Genomic DNA, 12,788 nt, shown 5'->3' on the forward strand with positions numbered 1-12,788 from the left:
ACGAAAAATTCCAGGAGAGCGTAATTTTCAGGACAAGTCGAAGATCATCATTACATAGGCGGCGAACAGTGCCAGATGAACTGCGCCCTGGAGATAGTTCGTCGCCCTGCTGCCGAACGTCAACAGGCTTATGAACAGGGTCAGCACGAGCATGATGATGTCGGCAGGTTCCAGGCCGAGTTCAATCTTGAGTCCCGTCACCCAACTTACGAGAAGGACGGCCGGCACTGTCAGACCTATGGTCGCCACCGCAGATCCAAGGCAAATATTTACAGCGCGCTGAAGCTTGTTATCACGTGCGGCCTGCAAAGCGCTGAGCCCCTCGGGCATCAGCACAAGTGCCGCAACAATGAACCCGCTCAAGGCCAGCGGTGCTCCCAGCCCCTCGATACCGAATTCCACATAGAGCGCGAGCTTCTTCGACAGGAGAATGATCGGAAGAAGTGCCCCAAACAGGCCGATGATGTGAAACGGCATCGACCGGACGACCACACCATGATGCCCGTCGTCATGGCCGTCGTCATCGGGCTGACGAAAGATATCACTGTGCGTTACCGTCTGAATCGCCAGAAACACGCCATACAGCAGCAGGCACATAACGACATCGAACGCCGACTGTAGCGGAGACAGCTCTCCGCCTGGAGCCGAATGGGTGATGCGCGGCAACACGAGTGCAAAGATTGCCAGAGGCACAAGCACCGACAGGAACGCATTCGCGCCTTGCAGATTATAGGTCTGGTTCTTGTGGCGCAGTCCGCCAGCCAAAAGACACAGGCCAACCAGCCCGTTCAGGACAATCATCACGACCGAGAACATCGTGTTACGTGCCATCGTCGGAATGGCGTCGCCCGACAGCATGATCGCAACAATCAGCGCAACTTCGATCCCGATGACCGCCAGGGTCAGGATCAAGGTACCGAAGGGTTCGCCAAGCAGGGTTGCCAGGCATTCCGCGTGCCGGACGACCGAAAAGGCGCACCACATAACCGTGACGAATATGACTGCCAGTAGCAACAGCGACGGGACAATCCCGATCGTTTCCGGTTTCAAGGCATCACCCGCGAAGGTGAAGGCGGCAAAGACCGCAAATCCAGTAAAGCTCGGCAATTCCGATTTGAGGCTGGTCACAAAGAAACCCGATAAAAAATGAAAACAGTCTGGACAGACTATAGGCCGCCGCCGCCGCCTTCAACCAATGCCGGCAGACAAAAAAGGCCGGTGCTTGGCACCGGCCTTCAGCTTCTGAAATGTCCGCAGGGTCAGATCGCCAAGTATTCCTGACGCAGTTGCGGATTGTCGAGGACTTCCTGTGCCGATCCGTCGAACACGACCTCTCCCATGTCCAGAATGACCGCCCTGTCGGCAAGGTGAAGCGCCGCGATTGCGTTCTGTTCAACAATGATGGTCGTGATGCCGAGATCCTTCACGCCTTCGAGGATGCGCTCGATCTCCTGAACGATCACTGGTGCGAGGCCTTCATAGGGCTCGTCCAGCAACAGCAGTTTGATGTCGCGCGCGAGGATACGTGCAACAGCCAGCATCTGCTGTTCGCCGCCGGACATGGTGATGGCGTCCTGCGACCGTCGTTCGGCCAACCTCGGGAAATGCTCGTAGATACGCTCGATCGACCATCCGACCGGCTCGGCAATCTGCGAAAGCTCCAGGTTCTCCTGAACCGTCAGTCCCGGAATGATGCGTCTGTCTTCCGGAACGAGGCCGACGCCCTGACGGGCTGCCTGAAAGCTCTTCATGGTGTGAAGCGGCTTGTGATCGAGCCACACCTCGCCATGTTTCAGCTGCGGATCTTCCATTCGGGCGATTGCCCGCAACGTCGATGTCTTGCCTGCGCCATTGCGGCCCAGAAGTGCAAGGATCTCGCCTTCACGAATGTCAAAACTGACACCCTGAACGATATAGCTTTCGCCGTAATAGGCATGCAGGTCCCACGCAGAGAAAAATGCGGGAGCGCCGCCTTGAGATTTGCGCGGCGGGACGCCGGGAGCGGACCGGCCGCTGAACTGATCGTCAAGTAGGGTCACAGATGCGCTCCTCCGAGATAAGCTTCCTGTACGCGTGGGTCGCCCTTGATCTCTTCGGGCTTGCCTTCCGCGATGATCGTTCCCTGTGCGAGCACGGTGACCTTGTCGGCAAGCGAGAACACGACATGCATGTCATGTTCGATGACCACCTTGGTGATACCGCGTCCGGCAATCCGTTTCAGAAGATCGATCGTGTTGTTGGTATCGGCGCGGGACATGCCCGCGGTCGGTTCATCGAGAAGCAGCAGCTTCGGATCCTGCGAGAGGCACATGGCCAGCTCAAGCCGGCGCTTGTCACCACGTGACAGGGAACCGGAAATAACGTCTTTTTTCTCCGCCAGGCCGACGTCCTCCAGCATGTGAAGTGCCTTGTCCTGGATTTCTGCATCCCTATCGAGCCGCTTGAACGGACGCAGTGAGAACTGTCCGTCGCGCTTTGCCATGGTGGGGATGATGACGTTTTCCAGCAGGGTGAGTTCTGCGAAAATTTCAGGGGTCTGGAACACCCGAGAAACGCCGACCTGGTTGATCTCGTAAGGCTTCATGCCTGTGAGCGAGATATCACCGAACTTCACCGTGCCGGTATCCGGGATCAACCGGCCGATCATGCAGTTCAGGAAGGTCGACTTGCCCGCTCCGTTAGGCCCGATGATCGCGTGAACAGTGCCCTGCTCCACCGAGAAGTTGACATTGTTGAGGGCTCTCAGACCGCCGAACGACTTGTTGACGCCCTCTACACGTAGGATTTCCATATTCTTGTTCCTTACTCTGCAGGGGCAGTTGCACGGTTCGGTTCAGACTTGCCGGACGACCGCTTGAACAGCTTACCGATCCGGGACACGCCTTCCATGATGCCACCAGGCAGGAAGATAACGATCAGCATGAAGAGAACACCCAGCGTAAGATGCCAGCCTTCACCGACGAACAGGCCGGCAACGGAGATGACGGGGCCTTCGATAAAGTCCGGAAGGAAACCGAAAATCTCATGCAGGGTCTGCTCATTGAAGGCAGAGAAGATGTTCTCGAAATACTTGATCAGCGCCGCACCGAAGATCGGGCCGAGCAAGGTGCCTGCGCCGCCGAGAATGGTCATGAGAACGACCTCTCCCGATGCAGTCCATTGCATGCGCTCCGCACCTGCCAGCGGATCGGTGATGCACATCAAAGCACCAGCCAGACCTGCATACATGCCCGAGATCACGAACGCCGCCAGTGTGTAGGGACGCGGATTGAGGCCGGTGTAGGTCATACGGTTCTGGTTGGTCTTGACGGCGCGCAACATGATGCCGAAAGGCGACCGGAAGATCCGCTGTGCAACGAAGAAGCCGATCAGAAGGATGACCGCACAGAAGTAGAACCCGCCCCACCCGGTCATTTCAATGCCGAACAGGTTCGCGATCAGCGGGCCTTCCTGACCACCATTGCCATCGAACAGACGCGGGTCGCTGCGCAGAACACGCAAGCCGGTCTCCCCGTTGGTGATTGGCGTCAGAACCGAATAGGCCAGGTTATAGGACATCTGAGCGAAAGCGAGCGTCAGGATCGAGAAATAGATGCCCGACCGGCGCAGCGACACATAGCCGATGGCAAGCGCGAAGATGCCGGAGGCGATGATTGCCATGATCGCGGCGGGGATCGGGTTCATGCCAAGCAGCTTGAACGTCCAGACTGCGGTGTAGGAACCGACACCCAGAAACGCGGCATGTCCGAATGACAGGTATCCAGTCAGACCGAACAGAATGTTGAAACCGGTCGCAAAGAGACCAAAGATTGCAAACTTCTGCAGAAGGTCGGGATAACCGGCACCAATCGGCTCAAGCCAGATCGGCATCGTAAGCACCGCGACAGCAAAGATCGCGAAGAAGATGTAGTCGCGTGCAGGAGATGTTTTTGTAGACATTTTTTTAGTTCTCCATGACGCCCTTGCGGCCCATCAGCCCGCGCGGACGCACGAGAAGGATGACCACAGCAACGAGATAGATGATGATCTGGTCGATGCCTGGAAGAATGGCCTTGATTTCATTCATCGATGCGAAGGACTGCAGGATGCCGAGCAGGAAACCTGCCGCGACGGCTCCAGGCAGCGACCCCATGCCGCCAACAACCACCACGACGAAGCTGAGCACGAGGAAGTCCATGCCCATGTGATAGTCGGGTGGCAGGATCGGCGTGTACATGACCCCGGCTAGACCGGCGACCACTGCGGCGATCGCGAAAACGATGGTGAAACGGCGCTCGATGTTGATGCCCAGCAGCCCGACCGTATGACGGTCTGCCATGCCGGCCCGAACAACCATGCCGAAGGTGGTGAATTGCAGGAAGGCGAAGACGGCTGCGATGATGGCGCCTGCGAAGGCAAGGTAGACCATGCGCCAGTACGGATAGACGATCACGCCAGGATCCAAGCCGAGGGCAGCTCCGATGTCGGCTGCTCCGCGTACGGCATCTGGCGCGGTTTGCGGGATCGGGTTGGCGCCGAAGATCGACTTGATGATTTCCTGAAGAACGATAGCGAGGCCGAAGGTGACGAGGATCTGGTCGGCGTGCGCCCGGTTGTAGAAGTGCTTGATCAGGCCGCGTTCCATGATGAAACCGAAAAGCAGCATGACCGGAATGGCAAGCAGGATGGAAACCGGCACCGAATAGTTGAGCACCCAGTGACCGAAGTCTCCGAGGTATGCCTCGATGTAGGGTGTACGGATTTCGAGGGGAGTTCCCCACGCCGTCGTCTTGGTCGGATCCGTCGTCACGATCTCCAGGCTGAGAAGCTTGTTGAACGACACCGCGCAGAACGCACCGAGCATGAACAAGGCACCATGCGCGAAGTTGACGACCCCAAGGGTCCCGAAAATCAGGGTCAGTCCCAAGGCGATCAGCGCGTAAGCTCCGCCCTTGTCCAACCCGTTCAGCAGTTGAAGAATAATCACATCCATGGTCTTGCCGCTATTTGCTGCGTCACTTGCGTCCTGATAAGCAGCAGCCGCCGGCGGAGATCCTCCGGCGGCTGCCGACGTTCAAGAGCTTATGCGCCGTTGTTGCACGCGCCGAGTTCGCCACCCAGCATGTCTGCCGGGTATTCGACCTGCGAACGCGGAGTGACTTCCACCACTTCGAGAAGGTCGAACTGGGAGCTCGGGTTTTCTTTACCCTTCACGACCAGAACGTCCTTGAAGCACTGGTGGTCATCTGCACGATAGAGGGTTGGACCATTGCCCATGCCGTCGAACTCGAAGCCTTCGAGAGCTGCGGCGATCGCGCAAGGATCGAACGTGCCAGCCCGCTGTGCGGCATCAGCATAAAGCAGGGTCTGGACGTAGCAGGTGTGCGCAGCCTGGCTCGGCGGGAAGCCGTATTCCTGACCGAAGGACTTGACGAAAGCCTTGGAGCCTTCGTCCTGCAGCGACCAGTGCCAGTTGGTGGAGCCGAAGATACCCTTCACGTTCTCACCGGCACCCTGTGCCATCAGACGAGAATACAGCGGAACGACGATCACGAAGTCCTTGCCGTTGACCTGCTTGTCGCGCAGACCGAACTGAACAGCCTGGGTCAGGGAGTTCACCATGTCCTTGCCATAGTGGTTCAGAACAAGAACGTCAGCACCGGAGTTCAGAACCGGCGTGATGTACTGCGAGAAGTCACCAGCGCCAAGCGGCGTACGAACAGCAGCTGTTGTCTCCCAGCCCATGCCTTCGGTGTACTTCTTGATGGATTCTTCCTGAGACCAGCCCCAGGTGTAGTCGGCGGTAAGGTGATAGGCCTTGCGATCGGTGCCGTAGTTGTTCTTCAGAACCGGAGCCAGCGCAGCGCCGGACATTTCGGTGTTGAAGAAGTGACGGAAACCGTTCTTGCGCTTGTCCTTGCCGGTGGTGTCGTTGGAGTGGGTCAGACCCGCCATGAAGATGACGCCGGCTTCCTGGCAGAGCGACTGCACGGCGATCGCCACACCGGAGGACGAACCACCGGTAATCATGATAGCGCCGTCTTTTTCGATCATGCGCTTTGCGGATGCACGGGCTGCATCAGACTTGGTCTGCGTGTCACCGGTCACGAAGGCGACCTTCTTGCCGTTGACGCCGTTGCCCTTGAGTTCCTTCGACGAGAAGGTGTTCAACAGACCGCCGTCGCCTTCACCGTTCAGGTGCTTGACGGCAAGCTGATAGGCGCGCAGTTCGTCTGCCCCTTCGTCGGCATATGCGCCGGTCTGCGGCACGTTGAAGCCCAGAACGACTTCAGCGCCTGTCGGTTCGTTGAGATAACCGGCAGACCATGCGCGGCTGGTGAAAATGGTCGGCGTTGCCAATGCGGCACCGCCCAATGCGCCAGCGCGCAAAATGGAACGACGATTGAGGGGTTTACGAATTAAGCTCATACTTTCCTCCCAGAAAGGCGTCGCGTACCCACCTCGGGCACGCCTGCAATAGCTGTACAGCTGCAAGCAATTCCGGCTTGTTCCCCGTCCGGGATCCCGGCTCCTCCGCACCAAAACTGCAAGCTGCAACGACTGTAAAAAAATCATCTGCAAAACAGCAATACGACTATCGGATCGCTCACCCTCACCAACTCATTATACTTTCGAAGTAATCACGGCTAATCTTCGAATTTTCTCGCGATTTTTATTGCGTTGCGTCATTTTGTTTCTTTTTGATTTTCAGTCACTTACTTCTCACGTATACCGCAACGCGAAGTTACCTTGACGTAAAGGTTCAAAAATCCGGAATTTCAAAGCGTTAGACCAAAGTGCAAGATCGGACGGAGCTCAAAGGACGTCCGCGGCGAAATTGACGGAGACGGATACGGGCGGATAAGCTGCGGCTCTCGCCTTCGTCCCCGTACACCCGCCCGGAATCATTTCAATGAGCATCCTCACTTCCCTTGAGGACCTTCACGCACACTACGGCACTGCCGGAGAAGCGTCCTTGATCAAGGAAATCGATCATCTGAGCCCTGCGTATCGCAGGATTGTCGAGGCTTCCAACTTCTGCACACTTGCAACCTGCGGACCAGAAGGGCTCGACTGCTCTCCACGCGGCGACGACGGCATGGTTGTCAGGATACAGGATGACCAGACGTTGCTGATGCCCGACCGGCGGGGCAACAACAGGATCGACTCGCTGCGCAATATTGTTCGCGACCCGCGTGTCTCGCTCATGTTCATGATTCCCGGCTGGAACAACGTTCTGAGGATCAACGGCAAGGCAGTACTTTCCGTCGAGCAGGACCTTATTGCCAGCTTCGAGAAAGAGGGGCATTTGCCTCGTTCGGTGATCGTGGTCACGATCGGTTCGGTCTACTTCCAGTGCGCGCGCGCCATCATGCGTGCCGGCCTCTGGGAAACCGAGAACAGGACCGGCAAGGGCGACTTGCCGTCACCAGGTGAAATCATGAAGGAAATCAAGGCAAGTTTCGATGGTGAAACCTATGACCGCGAATGGCCGGAGCGTGCCAAGACTTCGATGTGGTAAGCGGCCTCCAAGGGATGCCAATGACATCGAACGACCGATACAAGACATCATGAGGCAAGCGATTGCCGTTGCCTTCCTTACCCGCCAAACAGAAACACCGGTTGCCATATCGCGCTCTGCGGCCTGACCGGCTTCAAGGCGCTATTTAGCCGCAGAGTGCTTGGAACCGATCCCAATCTGCGCCATATGTCGCTGACATACTTCAAGATACCTTCCGAGGCACAAATGACCGTCAATCCGCTTCTTTCCGACTGGACCACGCCGTTCGACCTGCCTCCCTTCGAGACGATCTCTCCCGAGCATTTCGAGGAAGCATTCGACGCCGCCATGGCGGAAGCCAAGGCGGACACTGACAGGATCGCCGATCAAGAGGTGGCGCCGACTTTTGAAAACACGATTGTTGCCCTGGAGACGTCAGGAAAGACGCTCACCAAGGTTGCAAGGACGTTTTTCAACCTGACCGGTGCCCATACCAATGAGGCCCTGCAAAAGATCGAGCGCGACGTGGCGCCGAAGCTTGCAAAACATTCCTCGGAAATGCTGCTGAATTCCAAGCTTTACGGCAGGATTGCTGCGTTGTGGGATCAAAGGGATTCCCTTGATCTCAATTCCGAAGACGCACGCGTGCTCGAACGGTATCAGAAAATGTTCCAGCGGGCCGGTGCAGGCCTTGACGATGCCGGCAAGGCGCGGATGGCTGATATTTCGCAAAGACTTGCCACCCTCGGCACCAGCTTTTCCCAGAACGTACTCAAGGATGAGTCGGATTATCAGCTTGTTCTGGAAACCGAGGAAGACCGTGCCGGCCTGCCTGACTTCCTGCTGACCTCGGCTGCCGAAGCTGCAAACGAACGAGGGCTTGACGGAAAGCACGTCATCACGCTTTCCCGTTCCTCGATTGAGCCTTTCCTTCAATTTTCCACGAACCGGCGCTTGCGTGAAGAAGCCTTCAAGGCATGGTCCGCCCGGGGAGAAAACGGCGACCAGACAGACAACCGGGCAATCATCAGCGAAACCCTCAAACTGCGGGACGAGAAAGCCCGGATGCTCGGTTTCAAGAACTTTGCGGAATTCAAGCTCGACGACACGATGGCCAAGACGCCTGACAACGTCAGAGGCCTGCTTGTGAAGGTCTGGGAACCGGCGGTCGCTCAGGCGCGGGAAGAAGAAGCCAAGCTGGCGGACATGGCGCGCAATGCCGGCGAGAACCATTCTATCGAGGCATGGGATTGGCGCTTTTATTCCGAAAAAGTCCGCAAGGCCGAACACGATCTGGATGAAACGGAGCTGAAGCCTTACCTGCAGCTTGAAAACATCATCCAGGCTGCCTTTGACACGGCAACACGTCTCTTCGGGCTAACTTTCAAAGAACTCAAGGACATGCCGGTCTACCATCCGGATGTCCGGGTGTTTGAAGTACTCGGCAAGGATGGCAATCACGTCGGTCTCTTTCTGGGAGACTATTTCGCACGGTCGTCAAAAAGATCCGGCGCCTGGATGAGTGCATTCCGGTCGCAACACAGGCTGGAAGGCGACGTAACGCCTATCATCGTCAATGTGATGAATTTCTCCAAGGGTGCCAAGGGTGAGGCCACGCTGCTGACGTTCGACGATGCCCGGACCCTGTTCCACGAGTTTGGCCATGGCCTGCACGGTCTTCTTTCGAATGTGACCTACCCCATGATCTCGGGCACCAGCGTCTCGCGTGACTTCGTCGAGTTGCCCTCTCAGCTGTATGAGCACTGGTTGTCTCAACCCGAAGTGCTTTCTAAATACGCCGTTCACTACAAGACCGGCGAACCGATGCCCGAGGCACTTCTCGACAAGCTGCTTGCTGCCGCCAATTTCAATCAGGGATTTGCGACGGTAGAGTATACGGCTTCCGCACTGATCGATCTCGAACTCCATCAATTGGAAGATCCGGCAGAACTAGATGTTGCAGCCTTCGAAAAGGAAGAACTCGGCAAGATCGGCATGCCGCAAGCCATCACGATGCGTCACCGTATCCCGCATTTCCAGCATGTCTTTTCGGGCGACGGCTACGCGGCTGGATATTACAGCTACATGTGGTCGGAAGTGATGGATGCGGACGCGTTTGAGGCATTTGAAGAGAAGGGCAACGTATTTGATCCGGAAACGGCTGGAAAACTGTTGACCTACATCTATTCAGCCGGTGGCCGGCAGGACCCGGAAGCCGCGTATCTCGCATTCCGGGGGCGTGCGCCACGGATCGATGCTCTTCTTGAAAAGCGCGGCTTTGCTGCCTGATCCGACCCCTTCTCCAGGCCTGCCGGCTTGCGCCGGCGGGTCAAACGTTTCCAGGACAACCGGATGACCCACATGCAGCCTCAGGCGACCCCGACCGCTCCTCTTCTCAGAACGGGCATGGCCATGGCCGGTGTCTCAGGTGCAGCCGGCGTCGTAAGTCTGGCATTGTCCGCGCACGCCAGCGCGTCAAGCCTGATAGAAACCGCTGCACACATGCTTTTGTTTCACGCGCCTGTGTTCCTGGGCATCGGCCTTCTCGCCCAATTGCGGAGAGTGCCGCTCCTTCCCGTCGTTTTGATATTCCTTGCCGCAGGACTGTCCCTGTTCTGTGGTGACCTGTTGATGCGGGCTTTTCTGGAAAGGCGCCTGTTTGCGATGTCGGCGCCAATCGGAGGCATGATGGTGATCCTCGGATGGCTGATGCTCGCGCTCTGTGCTTTACGTGTTCGGCCCAAGTGACTAAAAGCCATCTGACAGGTTATTCCGGTAAAACCAGAACCAATTCGGATTATTTTTAGTGACTGTTTCCGCACAAATTTCAGGCGACACCCAAAAGGCCGAACCGACAGCCACCAAGGCTGAAGACTTCGTGCCGCCCTACCCGTTCCGCTATGAAAAGATGCCGCCGGTCTGGAGCCTGATCGGCATGGCCAAGCGCAATTTTCTATCTATTTGGGGCGTTGATGATTTTCAAAGCCGCCTCAGAAGCAAAAAGATCTTCACTCGTGAACTGGTGATCTGCAACCGGCCAGACGTGGTTCGTGAAGCGTTCCAGACCAATCACGAGGTCTTGCAGCGCAAAAGCCCGCAAATGCGTCATGCCTTGCAGCCTCTTCTCGGCGACGGTCTTTTTATCAGTGATACCGAAACCTGGGCGAAACGCCGCAAGGTGGTAGCACCGATCATACACGGCTCGCGCGTCAAAGGATTCGCGCCGATCATGATCGAAACCATCGAGGAACAGCGAGCCGACTGGGCATCGCAGGGCGAAGGCGCTGAGGTCGATGCGCTCGCCGATATGGCACACCTGACAGCAGAGATCATTTGCCGGACCATTTTTGGGCGCCAGCTGGGCAAGGATCATGCTGCCGAAGTCGTTCAGGGTTTTTCGGATTATCAGCGCCATATCGACCAGGTCGACATCCTCTCCCTCTTCGGACTGCCCGAATGGCTGCCACGTTTTCGTGGCCGTGCGATCAAGAAACCTGTCGAGCGCATTATGACGGTGCTCGACAAGATCATCGCCAACTACGAAGCGCAGAAGGAAAAAGGCGAAGCATCCGTCATTGGCGGTTTGCTGGAAGCGAGAGACGAGAACGGCGAACCACTGAGCCGTGAGGCAATCATCAGCGAAGCTGCCGTGATTTTCATGGCCGGCCATGAAACAACCGCCAACACACTGGCCTGGGCCTGGTTCCTGCTGTCCCAATGCGACAAGAGCAGGGCTAAATTGCAGGCCGAACTCGACACGGTCCTCGCCGGCCGGTCACCGACATTCCAGGACGTTCCCAACTTGCCCTACACCAAGGCTGTCATCGAGGAAACCTTGCGGCTGTATCCGCCGGTCCCGATCCTTGCGCGAGAGGCAATGGCGGACACAAGCATCGGTGGCAAGTCAGTGCCAAAAGGTTCGCTGGTTATGGTGGTGCCATGGCTTATGCATCGCAATCCGGTGCTATGGTCGAAACCGGACGTTTTTGATCCCGGCCGTTTTCTCAATCCAAAATCGAAGAAACCCAATAAATACGGGTATGTCCCCTTCAGCATCGGCCCGCGCATTTGCGCCGGACTGCAATTCGGCATGACAGAAGCAATTCTCAGCCTGGCCATTCTCGCCCAGGATTTCGAACTCAAGCTGAAAGACGGTACGGACGTCCAGCCGGTAGCGCGGTTGACCTTGCGCCCTGGTGAAAACCTGCCAATGACGCTGCACCCGCGCCATTCATGACCAAACAGACGCGGCTGGAAGATATTCCCTTCGCTGAAACTCTTGCAGTAGAGCCCGCCGCTCCTCGTCTACGGAATCTCTTTTCTCAACAGGGGGCAGAGCGGGAGGCAGCTCGGCTTCACTGGTTCGTTCACGTCAAGGACGGTGTCCTGAACACCCTTTTTCATCATTCGCTGAAGCTGTGCCCACCAGCATTCGCATCAGGTTTCGGCAATTTGCTCGTGCCGGTAATGCGCTGGTCATATCGAGACAAACTGTTTCCGCAGCGCATCAGCCGTAATTTTGAAACGCTGACCGTCAACCGCTGGAACACCGACACGGGCCAGAAAGCGGGACTGAAACGATGGTGGCACAACATCGGCCGAACGATGTCCGAGTTCTGCATCGTCAACAAGTTATGGAAAAGTGCTCGTATTGAAGTTGAAGGGCTGGGACATCTGAAAGCGGCGCAGGCCAAAGGCGCACCAGTGATCTTCACATCCATGCATCTTGGCACCTGGGAAGCACTTTTCGTGGCGATACACGAGGGGCTCGCCGGACCGAGCATCGGTCCATTTCAACCTGAACCCAACCGGTTCAAGAACCGCATTGTTCATGCGATCCGCAAGGAGCGAAACCAGTATCTTTTCCCACCGGGTCAAAGAAGCGCGTATCGGCTGCACCGGTTGATGAACAACGGGCAGTATTCCATGACCATTTTCGTGGACGAAGTTCGCGACAAGCAGGTCCATCTGCCCAGTTTCGGTCGACCATTACCGAAAAAAGGAAATGCGACCGTCGCGGTGAAGATCGCCAATTCCTGCGGCGGCACAATTATCCCGACATATCTTGTGCGACTGGGACCGGCCCGTTTCAGGATGGTCCTTCTGCCGCCTCTGGAAAGACCTGAAGAAACCACCGGCTATGATCTACACGAAACAATCCGGGCCATGAACGATGTGTTCGAACCGATCGTGCTCGAACACATCGAAGAATGGTACATGTTGGGCGAATTGAGATTGCCCAGAAAATTCGCCCAAAGCGCCTACGCGAAAGCCTTGAGCGAAAAGAACCAAGTCCGAAAGTGGTAGA

The 12,788-nt window shown here is 56.7% G+C and carries 11 protein-coding genes; 5 read left to right on the forward strand and 6 right to left on the reverse strand.

Going from position 1 to position 12,788, the window contains the following annotated elements:
- Positions 1-27: 27 nt before the first annotated feature.
- From Q666_RS52410 to Q666_RS52435, 6 genes are all read right to left on the reverse strand, one after another.
- Positions 28-1,128 carry a calcium:proton antiporter gene (locus tag Q666_RS52410; RefSeq protein ID WP_022999383.1) on the reverse strand — a complete coding sequence of 367 codons (1,101 nt, stop codon included), beginning with the start codon at positions 1,126-1,128 and terminating at the stop codon, positions 28-30.
- Between the two features lie 131 nt (positions 1,129-1,259).
- Positions 1,260-2,039 carry an ABC transporter ATP-binding protein gene (locus Q666_RS52415; protein ID WP_022999384.1) on the reverse strand — a complete coding sequence of 260 codons (780 nt, stop codon included), beginning with the start codon at positions 2,037-2,039 and terminating at the stop codon, positions 1,260-1,262.
- The gene (locus Q666_RS52420) at positions 2,036-2,791 is read right to left on the reverse strand and encodes an ABC transporter ATP-binding protein (RefSeq protein ID WP_022999385.1); all 756 of its coding nucleotides are present in this window, start codon (positions 2,789-2,791) and stop codon (positions 2,036-2,038) included. The genes Q666_RS52415 and Q666_RS52420 overlap by 4 nt, the downstream gene beginning before the upstream one ends.
- 11 nt (positions 2,792-2,802) lie before the next feature.
- Entirely contained in the window at positions 2,803-3,870 is a 1,068-nt protein-coding gene (locus Q666_RS52425; RefSeq protein WP_286133757.1) for a branched-chain amino acid ABC transporter permease, read from the reverse strand.
- A gap of 73 nt (positions 3,871-3,943) precedes the next feature.
- The gene (locus tag Q666_RS52430; RefSeq protein WP_022999387.1) at positions 3,944-4,972 is read right to left on the reverse strand and encodes a branched-chain amino acid ABC transporter permease; all 1,029 of its coding nucleotides are present in this window, start codon (positions 4,970-4,972) and stop codon (positions 3,944-3,946) included.
- A gap of 89 nt (positions 4,973-5,061) precedes the next feature.
- Positions 5,062-6,408, reverse strand: a complete 1,347-nt coding sequence (locus Q666_RS52435; RefSeq protein WP_031268785.1) for a substrate-binding protein — start codon at positions 6,406-6,408, stop codon at positions 5,062-5,064.
- Between the two features lie 484 nt (positions 6,409-6,892).
- On the opposite strand from Q666_RS52435, the gene Q666_RS52440 reads away from it, so the two are divergent.
- The 5 genes from Q666_RS52440 (at position 6,893) to Q666_RS52460 (ending at position 12,787) form a co-directional block, all read left to right on the forward strand.
- Positions 6,893-7,501, forward strand: a complete 609-nt coding sequence (locus tag Q666_RS52440) for a pyridoxamine 5'-phosphate oxidase family protein (protein WP_022999389.1) — start codon at positions 6,893-6,895, stop codon at positions 7,499-7,501.
- 225 nt (positions 7,502-7,726) lie between these two features.
- Positions 7,727-9,769 (forward strand): M3 family metallopeptidase, encoded by a 2,043-nt coding sequence (locus Q666_RS52445; protein WP_031268786.1) that lies wholly within the window; start codon positions 7,727-7,729, stop codon positions 9,767-9,769.
- Between the two features lie 63 nt (positions 9,770-9,832).
- Complete coding sequence (locus tag Q666_RS52450; RefSeq protein WP_031268787.1) at positions 9,833-10,228, forward strand: DUF423 domain-containing protein; 396 nt, start codon at positions 9,833-9,835, stop codon at positions 10,226-10,228.
- A gap of 58 nt (positions 10,229-10,286) precedes the next feature.
- Positions 10,287-11,717: a cytochrome P450 gene (locus Q666_RS52455; RefSeq protein ID WP_022999392.1), complete on the forward strand. Its 1,431-nt coding sequence runs from the start codon at positions 10,287-10,289 to the stop codon at positions 11,715-11,717.
- Entirely contained in the window at positions 11,714-12,787 is a 1,074-nt protein-coding gene (locus Q666_RS52460; RefSeq protein ID WP_022999393.1) for a lysophospholipid acyltransferase family protein, read from the forward strand. Before Q666_RS52455 ends, Q666_RS52460 begins: the two co-directional genes overlap by 4 nt.
- The last annotated feature ends 1 nt before the right edge of the window (position 12,788 follow it).

This window comes from Labrenzia sp. C1B70, assembly GCF_000475395.1.
GTDB classification, from domain to species: domain Bacteria; phylum Pseudomonadota; class Alphaproteobacteria; order Rhizobiales; family Stappiaceae; genus Roseibium; species Roseibium algicola.